Origin of the sequence: Hydrogenophaga sp. T2, from assembly GCF_049843535.1 — a bacterium.
GTDB classification, from domain to species: domain Bacteria; phylum Pseudomonadota; class Gammaproteobacteria; order Burkholderiales; family Burkholderiaceae_C; genus Hydrogenophaga; species Hydrogenophaga crocea.
On record NZ_JBBHZJ010000005.1, the window covers coordinates 62412 to 85577 of the forward strand.

19 protein-coding genes and 1 pseudogene are annotated in these 23166 nt (G+C 70.1%); 9 read left to right on the forward strand and 11 right to left on the reverse strand.

The features are described 5' to 3' along the window. Positions 1 to 35: 35 nt before the first annotated feature. Both WDZ95_RS13130 and WDZ95_RS13135 read left to right on the forward strand, forming a co-directional pair. Entirely contained in the window at positions 36 to 3476 is a 3441-nt protein-coding gene (locus WDZ95_RS13130; protein WP_425779066.1) for a PAS domain S-box protein, read from the forward strand. Then, the gene (locus tag WDZ95_RS13135) at positions 3473 to 3958 is read left to right on the forward strand and encodes a response regulator (protein ID WP_166228289.1); all 486 of its coding nucleotides are present in this window, start codon (positions 3473 to 3475) and stop codon (positions 3956 to 3958) included. Before WDZ95_RS13130 ends, WDZ95_RS13135 begins: the two co-directional genes overlap by 4 nt. 4 nt (positions 3959 to 3962) lie before the next feature. Here the strand turns inward: WDZ95_RS13135 and WDZ95_RS13140 are convergent. After that, positions 3963 to 5774 (reverse strand): annotated as a pseudogene (locus tag WDZ95_RS13140) (carboxyl transferase domain-containing protein); the annotation flags it as partial. A 9-nt stretch (positions 5775 to 5783) separates the two neighbouring features. Then, positions 5784 to 6089 carry an RNA recognition motif domain-containing protein gene (locus WDZ95_RS13145; protein WP_240936401.1) on the reverse strand — a complete coding sequence of 102 codons (306 nt, stop codon included), beginning with the start codon at positions 6087 to 6089 and terminating at the stop codon, positions 5784 to 5786. A gap of 243 nt (positions 6090 to 6332) precedes the next feature. Here WDZ95_RS13145 and WDZ95_RS13150 point away from each other — a divergent pair, with 243 nt between their 5' ends. Continuing rightward, complete coding sequence (locus tag WDZ95_RS13150) at positions 6333 to 9254, forward strand: EAL domain-containing protein (protein WP_425779069.1); 2922 nt, start codon at positions 6333 to 6335, stop codon at positions 9252 to 9254. Positions 9255 to 9258: 4 nt separating this feature from the next. On the opposite strand, the gene WDZ95_RS13155 is transcribed toward WDZ95_RS13150, so the two are convergent. From WDZ95_RS13155 to WDZ95_RS13165, 3 genes are all read right to left on the reverse strand, one after another. Continuing rightward, the gene (locus WDZ95_RS13155; protein ID WP_425779414.1) at positions 9259 to 10599 is read right to left on the reverse strand and encodes a glutamine synthetase family protein; all 1341 of its coding nucleotides are present in this window, start codon (positions 10597 to 10599) and stop codon (positions 9259 to 9261) included. Positions 10600 to 10627: 28 nt separating this feature from the next. Continuing rightward, positions 10628 to 11686, reverse strand: a complete 1059-nt coding sequence (locus WDZ95_RS13160; RefSeq protein WP_425779071.1) for a cupin-like domain-containing protein — start codon at positions 11684 to 11686, stop codon at positions 10628 to 10630. A 75-nt stretch (positions 11687 to 11761) separates the two neighbouring features. After that, positions 11762 to 12478, reverse strand: a complete 717-nt coding sequence (locus WDZ95_RS13165; protein WP_425779073.1) for a YggS family pyridoxal phosphate-dependent enzyme — start codon at positions 12476 to 12478, stop codon at positions 11762 to 11764. A gap of 40 nt (positions 12479 to 12518) precedes the next feature. Between WDZ95_RS13165 and WDZ95_RS13170 the strand changes: the two genes are divergently transcribed. Genes WDZ95_RS13170 through WDZ95_RS13180 form a run of 3 tightly spaced genes read left to right on the forward strand, consistent with a single transcriptional unit; the run spans position 12519 to position 15676 of the window. Next, positions 12519 to 13562 (forward strand): type IV pilus twitching motility protein PilT, encoded by a 1044-nt coding sequence (locus WDZ95_RS13170; RefSeq protein ID WP_166228301.1) that lies wholly within the window; start codon positions 12519 to 12521, stop codon positions 13560 to 13562. A 28-nt stretch (positions 13563 to 13590) separates the two neighbouring features. Continuing rightward, positions 13591 to 14727, forward strand: coding sequence for a PilT/PilU family type 4a pilus ATPase (locus WDZ95_RS13175; protein WP_166228303.1), 1137 nt, complete (start codon positions 13591 to 13593; stop codon positions 14725 to 14727). Between the two features lie 55 nt (positions 14728 to 14782). Next, entirely contained in the window at positions 14783 to 15676 is an 894-nt protein-coding gene (locus WDZ95_RS13180) for an NAD(P)-dependent oxidoreductase (protein ID WP_166228305.1), read from the forward strand. Between the two features lie 12 nt (positions 15677 to 15688). Here the strand turns inward: WDZ95_RS13180 and WDZ95_RS13185 are convergent, their stop codons facing one another. The 3 genes from WDZ95_RS13185 to WDZ95_RS13195 are packed head-to-tail and all read right to left on the reverse strand — an operon-like array spanning position 15689 to position 17400. Continuing rightward, positions 15689 to 16360: a BON domain-containing protein gene (locus WDZ95_RS13185; RefSeq protein ID WP_425779076.1), complete on the reverse strand. Its 672-nt coding sequence runs from the start codon at positions 16358 to 16360 to the stop codon at positions 15689 to 15691. Further along, a complete protein-coding gene (locus WDZ95_RS13190) occupies positions 16357 to 16977 on the reverse strand; it encodes an SIS domain-containing protein (protein ID WP_425779078.1) in 621 nt (206 codons plus the stop codon). Before WDZ95_RS13190 ends, WDZ95_RS13185 begins: the two co-directional genes overlap by 4 nt. A 27-nt stretch (positions 16978 to 17004) precedes the next feature. After that, on the reverse strand, positions 17005 to 17400 hold the full coding sequence (locus WDZ95_RS13195) for a YraN family protein (protein ID WP_425779080.1): 396 nt from the start codon (positions 17398 to 17400) through the stop codon (positions 17005 to 17007). Here WDZ95_RS13195 and rsmI point away from each other — a divergent pair, their 5' ends adjacent. Continuing rightward, positions 17401 to 18315, forward strand: coding sequence for a 16S rRNA (cytidine(1402)-2'-O)-methyltransferase (gene rsmI, locus WDZ95_RS13200; RefSeq protein ID WP_425779082.1), 915 nt, complete (start codon positions 17401 to 17403; stop codon positions 18313 to 18315). It abuts the gene before it with no gap. A gap of 1 nt (position 18316) precedes the next feature. Here the strand turns inward: rsmI and WDZ95_RS13205 are convergent, their stop codons facing one another. Next, positions 18317 to 18628 (reverse strand): hypothetical protein, encoded by a 312-nt coding sequence (locus tag WDZ95_RS13205; RefSeq protein ID WP_425779084.1) that lies wholly within the window; start codon positions 18626 to 18628, stop codon positions 18317 to 18319. 152 nt (positions 18629 to 18780) lie between these two features. On the opposite strand from WDZ95_RS13205, the gene WDZ95_RS13210 reads away from it, so the two are divergent. Both WDZ95_RS13210 and WDZ95_RS13215 read left to right on the forward strand, forming a co-directional pair. After that, positions 18781 to 19383: a DUF502 domain-containing protein gene (locus tag WDZ95_RS13210; protein ID WP_425779086.1), complete on the forward strand. Its 603-nt coding sequence runs from the start codon at positions 18781 to 18783 to the stop codon at positions 19381 to 19383. Positions 19384 to 19390: 7 nt separating this feature from the next. Beyond that, the gene (locus WDZ95_RS13215) at positions 19391 to 20410 is read left to right on the forward strand and encodes a metal-dependent hydrolase (RefSeq protein ID WP_425779088.1); all 1020 of its coding nucleotides are present in this window, start codon (positions 19391 to 19393) and stop codon (positions 20408 to 20410) included. Positions 20411 to 20416: 6 nt separating this feature from the next. On the opposite strand, the gene WDZ95_RS13220 is transcribed toward WDZ95_RS13215, so the two are convergent. Then, a complete protein-coding gene (locus tag WDZ95_RS13220) occupies positions 20417 to 20890 on the reverse strand; it encodes a CopD family protein (RefSeq protein ID WP_425779090.1) in 474 nt (157 codons plus the stop codon). A gap of 11 nt (positions 20891 to 20901) precedes the next feature. After that, entirely contained in the window at positions 20902 to 23109 is a 2208-nt protein-coding gene (gene dinG / locus WDZ95_RS13225) for an ATP-dependent DNA helicase DinG (protein WP_425779092.1), read from the reverse strand. Between the last annotated feature and the right edge of the window lie 57 nt (positions 23110 to 23166).

Here is a 23166-nt window from a genome sequence, read left to right on the forward strand (position 1 = left end):
GCCGGGGGGCGCGGCACCTCGGGTACATTGCGGCAATGAGCGCCACGCTGCCGCCCGGTCTGGAGCAGTTGGCCCGCCGTGAGGGCGAGGCCGGCGCGACCGAGCGCGAACGCGCGCTGATGCTCGAACTGCGCACCCTGCGCGCCGAGAACGCCTACCTCCGCCAGCGCTACGCGCGGCAACTGGGCGGCGAACCGGCGGCCAACAGCAGCGGCCCCGGCGCACCGCCCGAGGATCTGCCCCTGCCGCTCGAGCCCACGGGCGCGGGTGCGCCCGTGGCGCCCTTCGAGTACGAGGCCTTGTTCAACGCGCTCGGCAGCGTCTTTCCCATCGGCATCTTCCGCACCGACGAGGCCGGGCTGCTCACCCACGTGGACGCTCAGCTGCTGCAGATCTGCGGCATGCAGCGCGACGAGCTGCCCAACTTCGGCTGGCTCAAGAACGTGCACCCCGACGACGCCGAGCGCGTGCAGGCCCACTGGGTGCGCGTGATCTCGCGCGGCGAAGCGCTGAGCATCGAATTCCGCCTGCTGCGCGCGGGCGAGGTCCGCCACCTGATCGCGCGCAACGCGCCGCTGCGCGACGCGCAGGGCGTGCTCACCGGCCAGCTCGGCTTCGTGCAGGACATCACCACGCTGCGTGTGCTCGAAGCCGAGTCGCGCATCAAGGAAGAGCTCAACCGCCAGATCATCGCCAGCAGCCCCGACTGCACCAAGGTGCTCGATCTCGCGGGCCGCCTGGTGCAGATCACCGAACAGGGCCGCCGCCTGGTCGAAGTCGACGACTTCGAGCAGATCCGCCTGAGCGACTGGACCAGCTGGTGGCCCGAGGAAGGCGCCACGCTTGCGCGCGAGGCCGTGGCCGCGGCCGGCCGCGGCGAGAGCTCGCGCTTCGTGGCCTACGGCACCACTTTCAAGGGCACGCCCAAGTGGTGGGACACGGCCGTCACCCCGATCTCCGACAACCTCGGCGAGCCCGTGATGCTGCTCGTGATCTCGCGCGACATCACCGAGCAGCACCGCCAGCAGGAGGAGATCCGCCGATTCAACGCCGAACTCGAGAAGCGCGTGCGCGAGCGCACCGACGAACTCGCCGACGCCAAGGAGCGCGTGAGCATGGCGCTCACCGAGGCGCAGTCGCTCTACAACGGCGCGCCCTGCGGCTACCACTCGCTCGACGCCAGCGGCACCTTCGTGCTCATGAACCGCACCGAGCTCGAATGGCTGGGCTACGAGCGGCACGAGGTGGTCGGGCAGCTGCACCTGCGCGACGTGGTGCTGCCCGAGCAGCTCGATTTCGCGCTCGGCCGGCTGCGCGATCTGGTCATGGGCGGGAAGATCGAGCCCGCCGAGATGACCATGCGCCGCCGCGACGGCAGCAGCTTCGTGGCCCTGGTCAGCAGCACCGCGGTGCGCGACCAGAAGGGGCGCTTCGTGCGCACCAACAACACGCTGATCGACATCACGGCGCGCAAGCAGGCCGAAGAGGCGCTGGCCGTGCAGACCCGCTTCCTGCAGGCGGTGACCGACACCGTGCCGGTGCAGCTCGCCTACTTCGACCGCGATCTGGTGTGCCGGCTGGCCAACAAGAGCTACGCGCGCTGGCGCAGCGGCACGCCCGGCGAGGTCGTGGGCCTGCACCTGCGCGACATCGCGCAGCCGCAGGACTACAACGCGGCGCTCGATCGGCTGCAGGCCGCGCTGCAGGGCGTGCCCCAGCGCTTCGAGGGCGAGCGCTCGTTCCCCGACGGCCACCGCTTCTACGCGAGCATCGAGTACACCCCCTTCGTGGTGAACGGCGAGGTGCAGGGCATCATCATCCAGATGCTCGACATCACCGAGCGCAAGACCGCCGAAGACACCCAGCGCGAGCAACAGCGCTTCCTCGAACGCATCACCGACCAGGTGCCCGGGCTGATCGCCTACCTCGACGCCGGCCTGCACTTCCGCTTCGCCAACGCCGAGCACCAGCGCCTCTATGGCATGGACCCGCAGCAGATCCTGGGCCGGCACATCCGCGACTGCGTGCCGCCCGGCGAATGGGCCGACATCGCACCGCACATGGTGCGCGCGCTGGCCGGATCGCCGCAGCACTTCGAGACCTGGCGCCAGACCGTCGACGGCCAGCCGATCTTCATCAGCGCCAACTACCTGCCCGACATGGACGCCGACGGCCGGGCGCGCGGGCTGTTCGTGCAGATCATCGACATCACCGAGCGCAAGCGCATCGAGGAGCGGGTGAGCCACCTCAACGAGGAGCTCGAGCTGCGCATCCAGGAGCGCTCGGCCGAGCTGCTCGAAAGCGAGCAGCGTTTCCGGCTCATGGTGGACAACCTGCGCGACTACTGCATCTTCTTCATGGATGCGAACGGCTTCATCACCGACTGGACCGACAGCGCACAGCGCATGGACGGTTATTCGCCGGTGCAGATGCTGGGCCGTCACTACGGCGTGCTGTTCGACCCGGGCGACCCCGAGGCCGGCAAGCTCGACGCCGAGCGCATGCTGCGTCTGGCGGCCTCGCGCGGCCAGCACGACGTGCAGGGCTGGCTCACCCGCAAGGACGGCTCGCGTTACTGGTCGCATTCGGTGCTGATCGCGCTGCGCGACCAGAAGGGCGACCTCAAGGGTTTCGCGAAGATCAACCGCGACATGACCGACGCCAAGCAGCTCGACGACCTGATGCACAACATCAACGACGAGCTCGAAAAGCGCGTGGTCGAGCGCACCGAGCAGCTGCTCGCGGCCAACCGCGACCTCGAATCCTTCTCGTACTCGGTGTCGCACGACCTGCGCTCACCGCTGCGCCACATCTCCAGCTTCGTGAGCCTGCTCGAAGAACACCTGGGCACCGAGCGCGACGAGACCACCACCCGCTACCTCGCCACCATCGGCAACTCGGCCCGCCACATGAGCCAGCTCATCGACGGGCTGCTGGCGTTCTCGCGCCTGGGCCGGGCGGCGGTCAACATCGCGCCGGTCGATTTCAACCACCTGGTGAGCGCCGTGGTGTCGCAGATCGCCCACGACACCGACGGGCGGGTGGTCGACTGGCACATCGCCCCCGACCTGCCCCTGGTGCACGGTGACGCGCTGCTGCTGCGCGAAGTCTGGGCCAACTTGCTGGGCAACGCCTTCAAGTACACGCGCCCGCGCGAGCGCGCCGTGATCGACGTGAGCTGGAACCTCGAACCGGTGCGCGGCTACGTGTTCTCGATCCGTGACAACGGCGTGGGTTTCGATACAAAATATTCCCAGAAGCTTTTTGGCGTTTTCCAACGCCTGCACCGCGCTTCGGAATTCGAAGGAACAGGGATCGGGCTCGCGCTCACACGGCGCATCATCGAGCGACACGGCGGCAGCGTGTGGGCGGAAAGCCGCCTGGGCGAAGGCAGCGTGTTCCACTTCTCGCTCCCGATAGATGGCCCTCGTTTGCCGGACACGACCGACTCCATGCCGGCCCCGCTCGAACCATGAACAAGAACGCCGATGCCATCCTCCTCGTCGAGGACAACCCCGATGACGCCGAGCTCACCAAGCTCGCGCTCTCCCGCCATGGCCTCGAGGGACGTGTCACCCACGTCTCCGACGGCATGCAGGCGCTCGACTACCTGTTCCGCCGCAACCAGTTCGCCAACCGCCCGGGCAGCCACCCGGTGCTGGTGCTGCTCGACCTGAAGATGCCCCTGCTCGACGGCATCGGCGTGCTCAAGGAAATCAAGAGCTCCGATCAGCTGCACAACATCCCGGTGGTGGTGCTCACCTCGTCCACCGAACCGAGCGACCTGCTGCGCGCCTACGACGCCGGCACCAACGCCTACATCGCCAAACCCACCGAGTTCTCGCAATTCCTGAGCGCCATGAAGCACGTCTGCGAGTTCTGGGTGAACATCAACCAGACCGCGCCGCCCATGGCCACGGCCGGTGTGCGCAACACCGGCTTCGGCGAGCTGCTCTGAGCCCTCACCAGGGGTCGACGTAACGCGCCGGCCCCGGGCGCAGCTGGGCACCGGCCAGGCCGCGCAGCAGCCAGTCGCGCGTGTCGGCGGGGTCGATCACGGCGTCGATCTCGAGTGTGGTGGCCATGGGGATCGCCGCGCCCTGTGCCACCTGGCGCGCCAGCAGTTCATCGAACAGCGCCTGCCGCTGCGGGCCCTCGGGCAGGGCCTCGAGCTCCTTGCGAAACCCCAGGCGCACCGCACCCTCCAGGCCCATGGCGCCGCATTCGGCGCTGGGCCAGGCCACGGTGAAGCCCGGCGCGTGGAAACCGCCCCCGGTGAGCCCCATGGCCCCGAGACCGAAGGCCTTGCGCAGCAGCACGCTGAAAAACGGCACGCGCAGCGAAGCCGCAACCACGAACAGGCGGCTCACGTGGCGCACCTGTGCGCGCGATTCCGCCTCGGGCCCGACCATGAACCCCGGCGTGTCGACCAGGCTCACGATCGGCAGGCCCCAGGCATCGCAGAGCTGCATGAAGCGCGCGAGCTTGTCGGCCGCGTCGGCGTCGACCGCGCCGCCCAGGTGCTGCGGGTTGCTGGCCACGAAACCCACGGCGCGCCCGCCCAGCCGCCCCAGACCGGTGTGCACCGCCTGGCCGAAGCCCTCGCGCAGCCAGACCACGCGCCCCGCGTCGGCCAGGCCCAGCACCACCGGGCGGCTGTCGTAGCTGCGCACGCGGCTCTCGGGCAGGGCCTTGCGCAGGGCCAGCGGGTCGGGCGCCGGGCCGGCGGGCGTGCCGCCCTGGAACAGCGCCAGACAGTGCTTCGCCCGAGCCACGGCCTCGGCCTCGTCGTCCACCAGGAGGTCGATCACGCCATTGGCCTGCTGCACCGCGGCCGGACCGATGTCTTCGGGCCGGTGGCGGCCCAGGCCCGCGCCCTCGACCATGGCCGGTCCGCCCATGCCGATGTTGCTGCCGCGCGTGGCGATGATCAGGTCGCAGCAGCCCAGCAGCGCCGCGTTGCCCGCAAAGCAGCGCCCGGCCGCGATGCCGAGCGTGGGCACGCGGCCCGACAGGCGCGCCATGGCCGCGAAGGTGCCCACGTGCAGGCCGGCCACGATGGCCATGTCGGTGTCGCCCGGGCGCCCGCCACCGCCTTCGGCGAACAGCACCACGGGCAGTTGCTGGTCGAGCGCGATGCCCAGCAGCCGGTCGGTCTTCTGGTGGTTGCGCATGCCCTGGGTGCCCGCGAGCACCGTGGCGTCGTAGGCCAGCACCGCGGTGCGCGCGCGCGGGTCGCCGAACAGCCCTCCGTTGACCGAGCCGATGCCCGCCACCAGGCCGTCGGCCGGTGTCTGGGCGATCAGCTCCGCCTCGCTGCGGCGCGCGGTCTGCGCCGCGATGGCGAGCGCGCCGTATTCGATGAAGCTGCCCGGGTCGCAGAGGTCCGCCACGTTCTCGCGCGCCGTGCGCAGGCCCTGGGCGTGGCGGCGTGCCACCGCCTCGGGCCGCGCCGCATCGGCCACGAAGGCCATGCGCTCGCGCCAGCGGCGCAGATCCTCGCGCTCGCCGGCCGGGGCAGCGGCCTGGGTGGATGCGTCGGGTGGGGTCGGGCGGGGGGCCGGGGCGGCCGCGTCGAGCCGCCAGAGCGGGTCGCCGGTCTGCACCGTGTCACCGGCCTGTACCAGGCATTCGGCGAGCCGGCCGTCGCCCTCGGCGCGCAGCTCGTGCTCCATCTTCATCGCCTCGACCACCAGCAGCGGCTGGCCCTGGCGCACCGCCTCACCCGGCCGTGCGAGCCATTCGACGACCTGGGCCTGCAGGGGGGAGCGCAAGCGCGGCGCTCAGTAGATGTCGGAGTCGGCCCACTGCGACGAGGGGCCGAATTCGGGCTGCTTGGCCGGCATGTTGAGGTTGAGCACGAACACCACCTCGCCGCCGAAGCGGCCCACGCCCAGGCTCTTCATGAGCTGCTGCTCCTGCTCCGGGCGTTCCATGCGCAGGAAGCAGATGGCCTGCTTGGTGCCTTCGTGCATGGCGGTGAGGATGTCCAGACGCGTGATGCGGCCGAATTCGCTGCACAGCTGGTGCAAGGCGGATTTCAGGCTCGACACATCGCTGTGCTGCCTGAGTTCTGCGAGTGCGCTCACCTTGTCAACTCCGGTCGGGTCTGGATGGGTCGTTTGCATGCGGTTTCGCGAGTGTCGGGGGCCTGTGCGAAACCACGATGACGTTGCCTGGGCATCGTAGACGAGTCGCTACAGGAAGTCACAAGTATGTTACAAAAATCCGCCACACCCGGGCCCAGCGTGCCGCAGTTCACGCCCGGCACCCCACCTTGTGTCTCCTGAACCGCGTCCGGCGGCCGGCGCGCTCGCTATCCTAGCCCTGCCATGCGCCGCTCCCCCACCCTGCCCACCCCGATTCCTCCCCACAACGTCGACGCCCGCGAGGCCTTCGACCGCGTGTCGCACCACCTGGTGCGCGAAGCCGACTTGTCGGCGGCCGCGTGTCTGGAGCGCCAGGGCGCGCAGTGGGCGCTGCTGGGCAGCGCGGGCCTCGACGAGGGCCAGGCCGAGGTGGTGGTGCAGCTCTGCGCCGACTTCGGGGCCGGCGAGGAATGGATCGGCGATGCCGGGCGCGAGGCGCGCTGGTCGGCGCTGGACCTGGGCCGTGGGCGGCGCGGCCTGCGCCACCTGCACTGGCTGCCCATGAGCCGCGCGCCGGGCGCGGCCATTTTGCTGATCGACGCCCAGCCGCGCGAGGAACGGCGCGAGCTGCCGGCGCTGGCCCTGATCGCCGAGCAGGCCTGCGACCTGCTGCTGGCGCTGCGCGAGGCGCGCGCGCTGCGGGCCGAGCAGCAGGTGCAGCGGCGCAACCACCAGAGCCAGATCGCGCTGATCGAGCGCACCGCTTCGCTCGGCAGTTGGTCGATCGAAACCGAAGGCCAGCACCTCGAATGCTCGCCGGGCCTGCTCGGGCTCTTCGACCTTCCGCCCGATGCCCACCCGCGCACGCTCGAAGAAATGCTCGAACGCCACGCGCCCGAGTGGCGCAACGGGCTCAAGCAGCGCATCGAGCGCTGCGCGCTGCGCGGCGAACCCTTCGACGAAGAGGTGCAGATCCTGCTCGAGGGCGTGGGCCCGAAATGGGTGCGCACCGTGGGCGACGCGGTGGAAGACCCGCACGGCAACGTGGTGCGTGTGCAGATCGCGGTGCACGACATCTCGGCCACCAAGCAGGCCCAGCAGGAAACCCTGCGCCTGGCGATGCGCCTGACCACCACGCTGGCTTCGATCACCGAGGCCTTCGTCACGCTGGACCGCCAGTGCTGCTTCACCTACCTCAACCAGGAAAGCGAGCGGCTGCTGCAGAAGACCACGGCCGACCTGCTGGGCCTGGAGCTCTGGCACGACTTCGCCCCCGCCGTGGCGCAGCGCCTGAAGGAGCAGCTCTACCGCTCGCTGCAGACCAACCGGCGCGTCGAGATCGAAGACTGGTTCCCCTCGCTGGGCAAGTGGCTCGAGGTGCGCGCCTACCCCTTCGCCGAGGGCCTGGCCGTGTACTTCCGCGACGTGACCGAGCGCCGCCGCTCGCAGGAGCAGCTCATGCTGCTCGAGACCAGCGTGGCGCGGCTCAACGACATCGTGCTGATCGCCGAGACCGCCAGCGGCAACGACGAGCCGCGCATCGTGTTCGTCAACGACGCCTTCGAGCTGCACACGGGCTACGCGCGCGCCGACGTGCTCGAACAATCGCCGCGCATGCTGTTCGACCTCGAGGCCGTGGGCGCGCGGCTGCACGAGCTCGCGCGCGGCCTGCGCGACACGCGCAAGGCCCGCACCGAGCTGCTGGTGCGGCGCAAGAGCGGCACGCAGTTCTGGGTCGAGCTCGAGGTGGTGTCGGTGCAGGCGGCGGCCGACGAGGTCTCGCACTGGGTGGCCGTGGGCCGCGACATCACGCAGCGCAAGACCGCCGAGGACATGATCCGGCACCTGGCCTTCTACGACCCGCTGACCGACCTGCCCAACCGCCAGCTGCTGCTCGACCGGCTGCAGAAGGCCACGGCCAGCAGCGCGCGCAGCGGCCAGCACGGCGCGCTGCTGTTCATCGACCTGGACAACTTCAAGATCCTCAATGACACGCTGGGCCACCACATGGGCGACCAGCTGCTCAAGAAGGTGGCGCAACGCCTGAGCGCGAGCGTGCGCAAGACCGACCTGGTGGCGCGCCTGGGCGGCGACGAGTTCGTGGTGATGGCCGACGACCTCAGCAACGACCCGGCCGCGGCCGCGCACAAGGCGCGCGTGCTCGGCGAGAAGGTGCTCAACACGCTGCGCGAGCCTTTCGGCCTCAACGGCCACCAGCATTTCGCCACACCCAGCATCGGCGTGGCCATCTTCAGCGGCGCGCAGGCCGACGTGGGCGAGCTGCTCAAGCAGGCCGACCTCGCCATGTACCAGGCCAAGTCGATGGGCCGCAACACGCTGTGTTTCTTCGACCCGGCGATGCAATCGGCCATGACCGCCAACGCGCGCACCGGCTCCGACCTGCGCAGCGGCCTGCGCCGCGGCGAATTCCTGCTGTACTACCAGCCGCAGGTGGACCGCGCGGGTGTGATCACCGGCGTGGAGGCGCTGCTGCGCTGGAACCACCCCGAGCGCGGCCTGATCCCGCCGTCGGAATTCATCCCGGTGGCCGAAGACACCGGCCTGATCCTGCCGCTGGGGCAGTGGGCGCTGGAGACCGCGTGCGCGCAGCTCGCCGCCTGGGCGCGCCGCCCCGAGACCGCGAACCTGAGCATCGCGGTGAACGTGAGCGTGCGCCAGTTCCGCCACCCCGATTTCGTCGACCTCGTGATGGCCTGCATCCGCAACAGCGGCATCCGGCCGCAGCGGCTCAAGCTCGAACTCACCGAAAGCCTGCTGGCCGACCGCATGGAGATCACCATCCAGAAGATGGGCATGCTCAAGGCCCTGGGCGTGACGCTCTCGCTCGACGACTTCGGTGTCGGGTACTCGTCGCTGTCGGTGCTCAAGCGGCTGCCGCTGGACCAGCTCAAGATCGACAAGGCCTTCGTGGCCGACGTGCTGACCGACCCCAACGACGCCGCGATCTCGCGCGCCATCATCGCGCTCGCGCAGTCGCTGAGCCTGCAGGTGGTGGCCGAGGGCGTGGAAACCGTGGAGCAGCGCGACTTCCTCACCTACCAGGGCTGCGACCAGTTCCAGGGCTACCTGTTCTCCAAGCCGCTGCCGATCGAACAGCTCGACGCCCTGCTCGCCAACCCCATGGCGGGCATGGTCGTGATGTGAACGCTCAGACGTTGAGCAGCAGGAAGCGCCGCTCCCAGGGGCTCACCACGTCGAAGTACTCGCGGTACTCGGTGTCCTTGATGGCGCCGTAGGCCTGGATGAAGTGCTCGCCGAACAGCTCCACGAGCGGCGCGCACTGCATGAGCTTTTCCACCGCGTCGTCGAGGTGGCGCGGCAGCTGGTGCGGCTGCTCGTAGGCGCTGCCGGTGAGCGGCTCGCTGGGCTTGAGGCCCTGCTTCATGCCCAGGTAGCCGCAGGCCAGGCTGGCGGCCAGCGCCAGGTACGGGTTCACATCGACCCCCGCGAGCCGGTTCTCCACGCGGCGCGCCTGCGGCCCCGAGTGCGGCACGCGCAGGCCGCAGGTGCGGTTGTCGTAGCCCCAGCTCAGGTTGATGGGTGCCGAGGTGTAGCGCGACAGGCGCCGGTACGAATTGACGTAGGGCGCGAAAAAGGCCGTGGCCGCGGGCAGGTAGGTCTGCAGGCCGCCGATGAAATGGAAGAAGCGGTCGGAGGCCTCGCCGTCGGGCCGGCTGAAGATGTTCTGGCCGTCGTGAAGGCCCACCACGCTCTGGTGGATGTGCATGGCGCTGCCGGGCTGGCCCTGCATGGGCTTGGCCATGAAGGTCGCGTACATCTGGTGGCGGATCGCCACCTCGCGGATGGTGCGCTTGAACAGGAAGACCTGGTCGGCCAGCGGCAGCGGGTCGCCGTGGTCGAGGTTGATCTCCATCTGCGCCGTGCCCATTTCGTGGATCAGCGTGTCGAGCTGGATGCCCTCGGCCTCGCACCAGTCGTACATGACGTCGAAGATGTCGTCGTACTCGTTGATGGCGTCCATCGAGAAGCTCTGCATGCCCGCCTCGCTGCGGCGCGTGCGGCCCACGGGCGCCTTGAGCGGGATGTCCTCGTCGGGCTCGACCTGCACCAGGTAGAACTCCATCTCGGGCGCCACGATGGGCTTCCAGCCCTCGTCTTCGTAGAGCTTGAGCACGCGGCGCAGCACGTTGCGCGGCGACAGGTCCACCGCCTGGCCGTCGAAGGCGAAGCAGTCGTGGATGATCTGCGCGGTGGGCTCCTTGGCCCAGGGCACGGGCCGCAGCGTGGTCGGGTCGGGCCGCAGCTGCATGTCGGGGTCGGCCACCGAGGTGTAGTCCTTCTCGGGGTAGTCGCCGGTCACGGTCATGGTGAGCACGGCCTCGGGCAGGCGCAGGCCCACGGCGGGGTCGTACTTGTGGCGCGGCACGATCTTGCCGCGCGCCTGGCCTGCCATGTCGGGAATCAGGCACTCGATTTCGGTGATGCGGTTGTCGTCCAGCCACTGCTGGATGCGCAAGGCGTCGGTCATGGTGTCGCGCAGGGCCGCCACGGGCCCTTTACCAGTTGGTGATGCGGGGGTTGTCGAACCGGTACTCGTTGGGCACGGCCAGGTTCGAATACGAGAAGGACAGGCTGACGTCGAGCGAGCTGACCTGGTGCCACCAGCCCAGCGGCAGGAACACGGTTTCGCCGGGCTCCACCACCACGTCGAGCACCTTGGCCTGCGCGAACAGCGGGTAGCGCGCCAGGTCGGGGCGGTCGATGTCGACCGGGCTGTACACCTCGAAGTGGTTGTAGAGCAGCGGCGTCTGCAGCGGCGAGATGAAGCGCCAGCGCTTGCGGCCCACGACCTGCGTGTGGCAGAGCATGAGCGTGTCGTGGTGCAGCGGCGTGACCGTGCCCGCGGGCCCGAACCAGAACGAGGCGCGCCGCGCGAGCTGCGAGCGGTCGCAGAACGCGGGCAGCGTGCCGATGTCGTCGAGCAGCGGCGCGAAGCCGGGGCGGCTCAGCATCTCGTTGTTGGCCGTCAGGTAGTAGTCGTTGGTGGCGCCACCGGCCAGCACGCGGTCGACGAAATCGGCCAGGCGCGTCTTGCGCTGGTGCTCGAGCTTGTTCACCTCGTAGTTCGGGTCGGCGCTGCGCTCGGCCTGCACCTCGACCTCGAGATGGCCGAAGCGCTCGCGCAGGTCCTGCGGCGACCAGCGCCGCATCGCCGGCCAGTCGCGGGCCACGTCGGTCAGCACCACGGGCCGGCTGCCGATCACATACTTGTCCATGAACTCGGCCGGCGACACGCGGCTGCGCTTTTCGACGTGGCCATACAAAGGGTCGAGCTCGCGCAGGCGCTGCTGGTTGGCCATGACCGAGGCCAGCTTGGCATTGAGTTGCTGGAACTTGCGCGCCGCGAGGAAGGCCGGGTCTTCTTCCATGGCGCGGAGGGCGCGCTCGCACTCGGCCGGGTCGAGCCCGGCCTGCGCCATGGTGGCCAGCATGGATTCGGGCGTGCAATGCCGCAGCCGGTTCTCGGCGATCCACTGCCGCCAGCCGGCGTCGAGCGCGCGAAACCCCTCGCCGCCCGGTCGGGGCGCTGGCGGGATGGCGGGGTCGTGGCTCATGCGGGCGCAGTATCGCACCGCCATGGTCCGCGCCAGGGCCGCTTGGGCGCGGCCGCGCAGCACCACACGCCAGGCTCAGGCCGCTGCCGGGTCCTTGAGCGGCCGGTGCCCGAAGACCGCACGCCCCACGCGCACCAGGGTGGTGCCGGCGGCCACGGCCGCCTCGAGGTCGTCGCTCATGCCCATGGACAGGGTGTCGAGCGCGTGGCCCCGGGCCCGCAGGTCGTCGTAGGCCTCGCGCACGCGCAGGAACACGGCGCGCTGGGCGTCGAAGCCGGCCACGGGCTCGGGAATGCTCATGAGGCCGCGCAGCCGCAAGCCGGGCAAGGCGGCCACCGCGTCGGCCAGCGCCGGCAGCTCGGCCAGCGTCACACCCGACTTGTTGGCGCCGCCATCCACGTTGAGCTGCAGGCACACGTTGAGCGGCGCCAGGCCGGCCGGGCGCTGCTCGCTCAGGCGCTGCGCGATCTTGAGCCGGTCAACCGATTGCACCCAATCGAATTGCGCGGCAACCACCCGCGTCTTGTTGCTTTGCAGCGGGCCGATGCAGTGCCATTCGAGCGCGGCACGCGGCACGCTTTCGGCCACCAGCGCGATCTTCTCGATGCCTTCCTGCACATAGTTTTCGCCGAAAGCCGTCTGGCCGGCGGCATGGGCCTGACGGACGGCATCGGCTCCGAAGGTCTTTGAAACCGCGAGCAAAGTAACCTCTGAACTCTGCCGCGAAGCCGCTTCGCAGGCCGCTCGCAGCCGCTCCCGCACCTGCTGGAGATTGGCAGCGATGCTCGTCATAATCGTTTGCACATTCCTACTCGAACACGGAAAACCCGGGATGGACATCACCCAATTGCTGGCGTTCAGCGTCAAGAACAAGGCCTCCGACCTGCACCTGTCCGCCGGGCTGCCGCCCATGATACGGGTGCATGGCGACGTGCGGCGCATCAACGTCGAGCCGCTGGACCACAAGGCCGTTCATGCCATGGTCTACGACATCATGAACGACAGCCAGCGCAAGCAGTACGAGGAGTTCATGGAATGCGACTTCTCGTTCGAGATCGAAGGCCTGGCGCGTTTCCGCGTCAACGCGTTCAACCAGAACCGCGGCGCGGGCGCCGTGTTCCGGACCATTCCGAGCAAGATCCTCACGCTCGAACAGCTCAACGCCCCGAAGATCTTCGCCGACCTGGCGCTGCGCCCGCGCGGCCTGGTGCTGGTCACCGGCCCCACGGGTTCGGGCAAGTCGACCACGCTGGCCGGCATGATCAACCACCTCAATGAAACCGAGTACGGCCACATCCTCACGGTCGAAGACCCGGTGGAATTCGTGCACGACTCCAAAAAGTGCCTGGTGAACCAGCGCGAGGTGGGTCCGCACACGCTGAGCTTCTCGAACGCGCTGCGCTCGGCGCTGCGCGAAGACCCCGACGCCATCCTGGTGGGCGAGATGCGCGACCTCGAAACCATCCGCCTGGCCATGACGGCCGCCGAAACCGGCCACCTGGTGTTCGGCACGCTGCACACCTCGAGCGCGGCCAAGACCATCGACCGCATCATCGACGTCTTCCCCGCCGAAGAAAAGGACATGGTGCGCGCGATGCTGTCGGAATCGCTGGTGGCCGTGATCTCGCAGACGCTGTGCAAGCTCAAGGACGGCAGCGGCCGCGTGGCCGCGCACGAGATCATGCTGGGCACCAGCGCCATCCGCAACCTGATCCGCGAGGCCAAGGTCGCACAGATGTACTCGGCCATCCAGACCGGCAACAGCGTGGGCATGCAGACGCTCGACCAGAACCTGGCCGACCTCGTGCGGCGCAACGTGATCAGCGCCGCCGAGGCCCGCAGCAAGGCCAAGATCCCCGAGAACTTCCCCGGCTGACACCCGACGCGACCGAGGCAGCACCACCATGGAACGCGACCAGGCATCCAAGTTCATCAACGACCTGCTCAAGCTGATGCTGAGCCGCGGCGGCAGCGACCTCTTCATCACGGCCGACTTCCCGCCCGCCATCAAGGTCGACGGTGCGATCACCAAGGTCTCGCCGCAGCCGCTCACCGCGGGCCACACGCTTGCGCTGGCGCGTTCGATCATGAACGACAAGCAGGCCGCGGAATTCGAGCGCACCAAGGAGTGCAACTTCGCGATCTCGCCGCCCGCCATCGGCCGCTTCCGCTGCAACGCCTTCATCCAGCAGGGCAAGGTGGGCCTGGTGCTGCGCACGATTCCCGCCACGCTGCCCACCATCGACAAGCTCGGCCTGCCGCAGGTGCTCAAGGACGTGGTGATGTCCAAGCGCGGCCTGTGCATCCTGGTGGGCGCCACGGGCTCGGGCAAGTCCACCTCGCTCGCGGCCATGGTCGACTGGCGCAACGAGAAATCGCACGGCCACATCGTCACGGTCGAAGACCCGATCGAGTTCGTGCACCCGCACAAGAACTGCGTGGTCACGCAGCGCGAGGTGGGCCTGGACACCGACAGCTGGGAGGCCGCGCTCAAGAACACGCTGCGCCAGGCGCCCGACGTGATCCTGATGGGCGAGATCCGCGACCGCGAGACCATGGAGCACGCGATCCAGTTCGCCGAAACCGGCCACCTGTGCCTGGCCACGCTGCACGCCAACAGCGCCAACCAGGCACTCGACCGCATCATCAACTTCTTCCCCGAAGAGCGCCGGCCCCAACTGCTCATGGACCTCTCGCTCAACCTGCGCGCGCTCATCTCGCAGCGCCTGGTGCCGCGGCAGGACAACAAGGGCCGCTACGCCGCGGTCGAGATCCTGCTCAACTCGCCGCTCATCTCCGACCTGATCTTCAAGGGCGAGGTGGCCGAGATCAAGGAAGTGATGAAGAAGAGCACCAACATCGGCATGCAGACCTTCGACCAGTCGCTGTTCGACGCCTTCGAGGCCAACCTCATCACCTACGAAGACGCGCTGCGCAACGCCGACTCGCTCAACGATCTGCGGCTGCACATCAAGCTGCACAGCCAGCGCGCGAAGACCCTCGATCTCGCTGCCGGTACGGAGCACCTGACGATCGTCTGAGCCAGGCTGGGTACCATCTCCGGGTTGCCAACAACACAACCCAGGAGATGACACCTTGAACGCCAAGACCTACGAACCCACGCCTGCCCGCCGCGTTGCCTTCCTGGGGCTGGGCGTCATGGGCGGCCCGATGGCCGCCCACCTCGCCAAGGCAGGCCACCAGGTCACGGTCTACAACCGCACCGCCGCCAAGGCCGAGGCCTGGGCGAAACAGCACGGCGGCGCCTTCAAGGCCACGCCGCGCGAGGCCGCCGCGGGCGCCGAGATCGTGTTCGCCTGCGTGGGCAACGACGACGACCTGCGCTCGATCACGCTCGGGGCCGACGGCGCCTTCGCGGGCATGCAGCCCGGCGCCATCTTCGTCGACCACACCACCGCCTCGGCCGACGTCGCGCGAGAGCTCTACGCGGCGGCCAAGGCCCTGGGCATCGCCTTCGTCGACGCGCCCGTCTCGGGCGGCCAGGCGGGCGCCGAGAACGGCCTGCTCACCGTGATGTGCGGCGGCGACGCGCCCGCGTTCGACACCGTCAAGCCCGTGGCCATGGCCTTCTCGCGCGCCTTCACGCTCATGGGCGCGAGCGGCGCCGGCCAACTCACCAAAATGGTCAACCAGATCTGCATCGCGGGCCTGGTGCAAGGCCTGTCCGAGGCCATCGCCTTCGGTCAGAAGGCGGGGCTCGACATGAACCTCGTGCTCGACGTGATCGGCAAGGGCGCGGCCCAGAGCTGGCAGATGGACAACCGCGGCAAGACCATGGTGGCCGACCAGTTCAACTTCGGCTTCGCGGTCGACTGGATGCGCAAGGACCTGGGCCTGGTGCTCGACGAGGCCAAGCGCAACGGCGCCCGCCTGCCCGTGACGGCGCTGGTGGACCAGTTCTACGCCGACGTGCAGGCCATGGGCGGCGCGCGCTACGACACCTCGAGCCTGATCAAGCGGCTGCGCTGAGCCGCGGCGCGTTCACTGGCGCGGCGCTTCAGTGCCGCTGCCCGTGCCCGTGCCCGGCTGCGCGGCCGGCGCGGGCGCCAGGCGCTGCAGCTCTTCTTCGCTGAGCACCTCGAAGATGCGCACCACGCGCTGCACGCCCTCGGTGTTGCGCGCCACCTCGGTCGCGCGGTCGGCTTCTTTCTGCGTCACGCGGCCCATGAGGTAGACCACGCCATTGGCCGTGGTGACCTTGATGTTGGTCACGGGCAGGTCGCGCGCATCGACGAAGCCGGCCTTCACGCGGCCCGTGATGAGCGAGTCGCTGGTGCGCTGCGACAGGCCGGGCGAGTTCATCACCTTGAGCTCGTTGACGATGCTGCGCACGTTGTCCACGCCGGCCACGATCTTCTCGGCCTCGGCGCGCGTGGCCTCGCTGTTGACCTCGCCGGTGAGCAGCACCTGGCGGTTGTAGCTGTTCACCGACACGTTGGCGCGGCCACCCAGGGTGTCGCGCAGGCGGTTGGCCGCGCGCAATTCGATCGCCTGGTCGTCGACCTGCGCGCCCGAGCTGCGCCGGTCCACGGCCATGAGCGTGCCCACGGCCGCGCCGCCGATCACCAGCGGCGCGCAGGCGGACATCAGGGTGGACAGCGCCACCGTGGCGAGCAGGGTGGTGCCGATGCGGGGCAGGCGTTTCAGGTTCATGCGGGGTTCTCCGTGTCGGTCGAAAGGGCGTCGGGCAGGCCGAGCAACTGGGCGTCGAGCCCGTCGGCCAGGCAATGCAGCACCAGCAGCTGCAGTTCGATCACGCGCGCCGCCTGCTCGTGCGGCACGCACAGGTGCACGTCGGTGTCGCGCATCAGCGGCGCGATGCGTCCGCCACGCGCGCCGGTGATGGCGATGACGGTCATGTCGCGCTCGTGCGCGGCCTCGACGGCGGCCACCAGGTTGCCGGCCTGGCCGTCGGGGCTGATCACCAGCAGCACGTCGCCGGCCTGGCCGAGCGCGTGCACCTGGCGCGCGAACACCTGGCGACCGTCGAAATCGGCCGCAATGCCGGTGATCACGGGAGCGTTGGACGCGAGCGCGAAGGCCGCCAGGCCGGGCCGGTCGCGTTCGTGGCGGCCGACGATCTGGGCCGCGAACAGCTGCGCGAGCGCCGCGCCCGCGCCGTTGCCGCAACTGAGCAGCCGGCCGCCCCCCGTGAGGCCCGCGAGCAGGGCGGCCACGGCCGCCTCGATCAGGGGCGCGAGCGTGGGCGCGCTCTGGTACTTCAGGTCGGCGCTGTCGATGAACTGCTGCTGGATGCGCTGCAAGAGCATGGGGCGATGATAGCGGCGGGGTTCGTATCAAAAAGCGTCACCGGCATCGAATGCGGCGCGCAACCATTGCGGCGCTTCATCGCCTTCGAACAGCACGGCGTCGAAGCGGCACCTGGGCGTGGACCGCATGCGCGCCAGAAAGTGCCGCGCCGCGAACACGATGCGCCGCCGCTTCACCGAACCGATGCTCGCGGCCGCGCCGCCGTGGTCGCCCGCGCGGCGCTGGCGCACCTCCACGAAGACCAGCGTGCCATCAGGCTCCCGCATAATCAGGTCGACCTCGCCGCCCCCGCGCCCGGGGGTGCGGAAGTTGCGCATCACCAGCTGCAGGCCGGCCCGGCTCAGCAGCGCCAGCGCCTGGTCTTCGGCCTGCCGCCCCAAGGCGGTCGGCGACGCCGGCGACGGCTTTTCATTGCCCCTCACGTGTCACTCCCTTCGATCGATCTGCTCACCGCCGCGCGCCTGGCCGCGGGGGCGCAGCATTATCCGAACGGGTCGCTGTACCTTCTGGCCACCCCGATCGGAAATCGCGCAGACATCACATATCGCGCGCTGCACCTGCTCGACCTGGCCGACGCCGTGGCCTGCGAGGACACGCGCCACACCGCCGCGCTGTTGCAGGCCTACGGCCTGCACAAGCCCCTGATCGCGGCGCACGAGCACAACGAGCGCGAGGCCGCGCAGGCCGTGATCGAGCGCCTGCGCCAAGGCCAGCGCGTGGCCTACGTGAGCGACGCCGGCACGCCCGGCCTGAGCGACCCGGGCGCGCGCCTGGTGGCCGAGGCCCGCGCCGCGGGCTTTCGCTGCGTGCCGCTGCCGGGCGCGAGCGCGCTGACGGCGCTGCTCAGCGTGGCGGGCGAGGTGGTGGGCGAGGGCCGCTTTCGCTTCGCGGGCTTTCTGCCCCCCAAGGGCGCGGAGCGCGAGCGCGCGCTGCAGGCCATCGCGGCCAGCCCCGAGGCCTGCGCCCTGCTCGAGGCGCCGCACCGCATCGAGGCGCTCGCCACCTCATTGGCCGCGCATCTGGGCCCGCGCGCGGTGACCGTCGGGCGCGAGCTCACCAAGCAGTTCGAAGAGGTGGACACCGTGGCCGCGGCCGCGCTGCCCGGCTGGCTCGCTGCCCACCCGCAGCGCACGCGCGGCGAATTCGCGCTGCTGGTGCACGCGCTTGCGCCCGGGCCTGCGACCGAAGGCGAGGTGGACGCCGAGGCCCTGCGCGTGCTCGACACGCTGCTCGAGGAGTTGCCGCTGAAGTCGGCGGTGAAACTGGCCGCCCGCCTCACGGGCCGGCCACGCAACGCGCTCTACGAGGCCGCGCTGGCGCGCAAACCCCCGGCCTGAGTCAGGGCTGGCGCGAGGGGCCGCGCGCGTCGGGAATCTCGCGCGCTTCCACGTCGACCACCTCACCACGCGGCGCTGCGGCCGGCTGGCCCCAGCCGCCCTGGGCGAAGCGCTGCGAGCGCTCGCGCATGCGCGCGAACAGCACCACGGGCGCCGGCTTGCGGCCCGTGAGCAGCGAAAACAGCGAGAGCCCGAGCACCGCCAGCAGCGACGCAAGCAGCAGGCTCAGCAGGAAGACCGCGGCGGCCAGGCCCAGCGTCAGGCGCAGCACGGTGCGGCCCAGGCGGCCCAGCAGATCGGCAACAGCGTTCATGGGTGACAGAGCGGTGTCAGGCACAGGAGTTCCGGCGATGAAAAACACAGCACCCAGCTGCGGCCAGGCACTCTGCTTGCAAGCACCGCCCGTCGGCGCCGCCGCGGCGCCACCGACGGCTGCTATTCTCCCCCGCGTCCCGACCCCACACCATGAAGTCCCGACTGACCCAAATCTTCCTGCGCGGCCTGCTGGCCTTCCTGCCGGTGGCGCTCACGCTCTACGTCCTCTACCTGTTCGTGGCCTGGACCGAGCGGCTCGCCATGGGCCTGATCCGGCCCTTCATCGGCGATTTCTACCTGCCCGGCCTGGGCATCGTGATCGCGGGCTCGCTGATCTTCGGCCTGGGCATGCTGGTGTCGCACCCGGGCTTTGCGCGCGTGCTGGCCTGGGCCGAGCTGCCCTTCACCAACCTGCCGGTGGTCAAGAGCATTTACTCGTCGCTCAAGAACTTCGCCGAGTACTTCGCGCCCCACGGCAAAGACCAGCCGCAGCAGCAGCAGGTGGTGCTGCTACGCGCACCCGGCCAGGACATGTCCATCGTGGGCCTGGTGACGCGGCAGAACTTCAGCGGCCTGCCGGGCGCGCTCGGCGAGCTCGACCAGGTGGCGGTGTACCTGCCCATGGGCTACATGATCGGCGGCTACACCGTGTTCGTGCCGCGCGACTGGATCACGCCCATCGACATGTCGGTCGAGGAGGCGATGCGCTCCTCGCTGATCGCCTGGATGTCCTCCAACCGAGACCCGGGCTGACGCTGCCATGGACTCGCTGACGCAGGTGGCGCTGGGCGCGGCGGTGACGGTGGCCGTCATGGGACGGCGCACGGCCGTGTGGAAATCGGCGCTCTGGGGCGCCGTGGCCGGCACCTTGCCCGACCTCGACGCCCTCATCGACCACGGCGATGCCGTGCTCAACATGGTGCTGCACCGGGGCGAGTCGCACGCGCTGTTCTACCTGAGCCTGTTTGCGCCCCTGATGGCCTGGGGCGTGGCGCGCCTGCACGGCGAGACCGCCCTGTGGCGGCGCTGGTGGCTGGCCCTGTGGCTCGCCCTGGTCACCCACCCGCTGCTCGACACCATGACGGTGTACGGCACGCAGCTGCTGCTGCCCTTCACCAACCACCCCTACGGCGTGGGCAGCGTGTTCATCATCGACCCGCTCTATACCGTGCCGCTGCTGATCGGCGTGGTGCTGGCGCTGCGCACGCCGCTGGCCGTGGGCCTGAAGGCCAACGCCGCGGGGCTGCTGCTGAGCAGCGCCTACCTGGTGTGGAGCGTGCTCGTGCAGCAGCACGTGGAGCTGGTGGCGCGCGACTCGCTGCAACGCCAGGGCATCGACGCCAACGCGGTGCTGGTCACGCCCGCGCCGTTCAACACCGTGCTCTGGCGCGTGGTGGCCATGACCGACACCGAGTACGTCGAGGGCTACCACTCACTGCTCGACAACCCGCCGGTGATCGAGTGGCACCGCTTCGACCGCGGCGCCGAACTCGCGGCCGCGCACGGCGACGTGGAGGGCCTGCGCCGCCTGGCCGCGTTCACCCACGGCTTCTACAGCGTGCACGAACACGACGGCCGCCTCTTCGTGACCGACCTGCGCATGGGCCAGGAGCCGAGCTACATCTTCCGCTTCGACCTCGGCACCATGACCGAGCGCGCGCACGGCCCGGTGGCCGCGCAACTCAGCGGCGAGCGCATGGACATGCGCGCCGGCCTGCAGTGGCTGTGGCCGCGCCTGCTGGGCCAGCCGCTGCCGCCGCCGGGCCTGAACCTGCCCTGAGCGGGCTCAGCCGAGCAGCAGCGTCACCACCACGATCGCCAGGCCGATCAGCAGGTTCACGAACACCCAGGTGCGGACCTTGGCCTGCGCGGCGGCGCCCGCGGCCCAGTCGCCGGCAGCGACGGCGCGCGACAGGCGCTTGTACAACGCAAAACGGATGTGGCCGAAGATGGCCATCATCACGATGCCCAGCACGGCCATGATGGTCCAGTGCAAGGGCATGTGAAACGGCACGCCGGCCTGCACCGAGGCCTTGGCCACGCGGCCGATCATCCACAGCCCGGTCACCAGCACCAGCGGCGCGGCCACCAGCACGGCCTGGAAGAAACGGCCCAGCACGGCGTGCACGAGGCGCAGCCGCTGCTCGGGGCCGGGCAGCACACCCAGCGAGGGGCGCAGGCAGAAGTGGGCGAAGAGCATGCCGCCGACCCAAAGCACCACCGCGAGCACGTGAACGAGTTTGAGGAGTGAATCGATCATGGGGCGGATCTTCACACATCCGCCGTCACGCCCGCCTGCCGTTTCTGCAGGCGGTACGGCGGCAGGCCCTTGAGCATGCGCCGGCCGTACGACTGGCGCAGCAGCCGCGCGTCGTAGCAGACCACGGTGGCTTCGTCGGTCTCGGTGCGCAGCGCGCGGCCGGTCCATTGCAGCAGCCGCGCGCCGGTGGCGGGCACCACGAGCTCGCTGAACGGGTCGCGGCCCTGGGCCTTGAGCCAGTCGGCGCGCGCCTGGCCCACCGGGTCGCTCGGTGAGGCGAAAGGCAGCTTGGTGATGAACACCCACTCGCAGAGCTCGCCCGGCAGGTCCAGGCCTTCGCCGAACGATTGCAGGCCGAACAGGATCGAGGGCTCGCCGTCGGCCACGCGCTGCGCGTGGCGCTTGAGCAGCGCGGTGCGCGAGGCCTCGCCCTGCACCAGCACGCGCGCGCGCAGGTCGGCGTTCGCGCCGCGTTCGAGCAGGCTGGTGGCGCTGCGCATCTGCGCGCGCGAGGTGAACAGCACCAGCGCACCGCGACGCACCTCGCGCAGATCGGCCATGAGCAGATCCAGCATCTCGCGCGTGTAGCCGTCCACGTCCTTGGGGTCGGCCTCGGTGTGCACCACCACGAGCCGGCCCTGCCTGGCGTGGTCAAAGGGGCTTTGCACCATGCGCGTGACCGTGGCCGCGTCCCAGGCCAGGCCGGCCTCGTGCAGGAAGTGCTCGAAGCCGCCGCAGGTGACCAGCGAGGCCGAGGTGACCACCGCGCCGCGCACGTGCTTCCACAGGTGGTGGTGCAGCAGGCTGCCCGGCTGCAGCGGGCAGGCGTGCGCGCTGAGCGTGACCATGCCGTGCTGCACGCCGGCCTGCAGCCACTTGGCCAGCGGCGGCCCGCCGGCCTCGCCGCCCTGCAGCCACAGGCCCGCGGTCTCGTGCAGGCTTTGCAAGCGCGGCGCGAAGCGGCCGATGCGCGCGTAGTGCTCGGCGCTGCGCGTGGCCTCGCCGGGGTTCTCGCGCGCATTGGCGCGCAGCTGCACCGCGAGCGCCTCGGCGAGCTTGAGCAGCACGCCCGCATGGGCCTGCAGCGTGGCCAGCGGTTCGGTCCATTCGCCGGGCAGCACGCCGTTGTCGAAGCGGTGCGCCAGCGGCGGCGCCTCGGACGCGAGATCGCGCACCGCAGGGCCCACGGCCGCCATGCCCAGGCGCGCGAGCTCGGCCAGCGCGGCCTTGGCGCCGCGCGCGTGCTCGTTCAGGTCCACGCCGTGCGGGTGCGCCATGGCCTTGGCCACCTCGTCGAAGGCCTTGGGCAGGCGGTCGAGCCAGGTGCCGTGCATCAGGTCCATGTGCGCGGTGAACTGGCCCTGGGCCACGTCGGGCAGGTGGTGCGCCTCGTCGAGCACCAGGTAGCAGTCCTGCGGCTTGGGCAGGGCGTGAAGGCCCAGCGTGGACAGCAGCAGGTCGTGGTTGACCACGATCACCTGCGCGTGCGCGAGCCGGTTGCGCGCCTGGTAGTAGCTGCAGCCGTTGTAGGCCGGGCAGTGGCGCGCGGTGCAGGTGTGGCGCTCGGCCGCCACCGGCGCCCAGAGCGCGCCCTCGGGCGGCTCGGCGAGGCGGTCGCGGTCGCCGTCCCAGTCGCCCTGGTCGAGCGCGATGGCCCAGCGGGCGTAGGTCTGGGTGCGTTCGGCCAGGTCGCCCGCGGGCCGGGTGCCGGGCTCGCCCTCGAACAGGTCGGCGCTGCCGTCGTCGCCCGCGGCCAGGGTGTCGAGCTTGAGCCGGCACACGTAGCGCCCGCGCCCCTTGGCGAGCGCATAGGCGAAGGGCTGCGGCATGAGCGCTGCGAGCGCGGGCAGATCCTTGGCGATCAGCTGTTCCTGCAGCGCCACCGTGGCGGTGCTGATGATCACGCGGCGCTCCTGCGCGAGCGCGAGCGGGATCACCGTGGCCGCGTAGGCCGCCGACTTGCCCACGCCGGTGCCGGCCTGCACCACCGCGATGCCGCGCTCGGGCCGGCCCGCCTCGCCCGACACGCTGTCGTCGCCGAGCTTCACGCCCGCGAGCGTCTCGGCGATGAAGGCGGCCATCTCGCGCTGGCCCGCGCGGGCGCGAAAGCCCGGGGCGCGCGCCACCACGTGGTCGAAGGCGGCCAGCGCGAGGGCTTCGCGCGCCAGGTCGCCCTGCGGCGCGGCGGATGGGGGGGAGGCGGGGGACGGATCGCTCATGCAGCCCGGCATTGTCGCCGTTGGCCCGACTTCCCCCCTGGTCATGTTGCGGAGCAA

What these genes read in the sequence shown, in the direction of transcription:
- WDZ95_RS13130 (WP_425779066.1), top strand. Translation starts at nt 36, where the DNA reads ATGAGCGCCACGCTGCCGCCCGGTCTGGAGCAGTTGGCCCGCCGTGAG.
- WDZ95_RS13135 (WP_166228289.1), top strand. Translation starts at nt 3,473, where the DNA reads ATGAACAAGAACGCCGATGCCATCCTCCTCGTCGAGGACAACCCCGAT.
- WDZ95_RS13150 (WP_425779069.1), top strand. Translation starts at nt 6,333, where the DNA reads ATGCGCCGCTCCCCCACCCTGCCCACCCCGATTCCTCCCCACAACGTC.
- WDZ95_RS13155 (WP_425779414.1), bottom strand. Translation starts at nt 10,599, where the DNA reads ATGACCGACGCCTTGCGCATCCAGCAGTGGCTGGACGACAACCGCATC.
- WDZ95_RS13160 (WP_425779071.1), bottom strand. Translation starts at nt 11,686, where the DNA reads ATGAGCCACGACCCCGCCATCCCGCCAGCGCCCCGACCGGGCGGCGAG.
- WDZ95_RS13165 (WP_425779073.1), bottom strand. Translation starts at nt 12,478, where the DNA reads ATGACGAGCATCGCTGCCAATCTCCAGCAGGTGCGGGAGCGGCTGCGA.
- WDZ95_RS13170 (WP_166228301.1), top strand. Translation starts at nt 12,519, where the DNA reads ATGGACATCACCCAATTGCTGGCGTTCAGCGTCAAGAACAAGGCCTCC.
- WDZ95_RS13175 (WP_166228303.1), top strand. Translation starts at nt 13,591, where the DNA reads ATGGAACGCGACCAGGCATCCAAGTTCATCAACGACCTGCTCAAGCTG.
- WDZ95_RS13185 (WP_425779076.1), bottom strand. Translation starts at nt 16,360, where the DNA reads ATGAACCTGAAACGCCTGCCCCGCATCGGCACCACCCTGCTCGCCACG.
- WDZ95_RS13190 (WP_425779078.1), bottom strand. Translation starts at nt 16,977, where the DNA reads ATGCTCTTGCAGCGCATCCAGCAGCAGTTCATCGACAGCGCCGACCTG.
- WDZ95_RS13205 (WP_425779084.1), bottom strand. Translation starts at nt 18,628, where the DNA reads ATGAACGCTGTTGCCGATCTGCTGGGCCGCCTGGGCCGCACCGTGCTG.
- WDZ95_RS13210 (WP_425779086.1), top strand. Translation starts at nt 18,781, where the DNA reads ATGAAGTCCCGACTGACCCAAATCTTCCTGCGCGGCCTGCTGGCCTTC.
- WDZ95_RS13215 (WP_425779088.1), top strand. Translation starts at nt 19,391, where the DNA reads ATGGACTCGCTGACGCAGGTGGCGCTGGGCGCGGCGGTGACGGTGGCC.
- WDZ95_RS13220 (WP_425779090.1), bottom strand. Translation starts at nt 20,890, where the DNA reads ATGATCGATTCACTCCTCAAACTCGTTCACGTGCTCGCGGTGGTGCTT.
- dinG (WP_425779092.1), bottom strand. Translation starts at nt 23,109, where the DNA reads ATGAGCGATCCGTCCCCCGCCTCCCCCCCATCCGCCGCGCCGCAGGGC.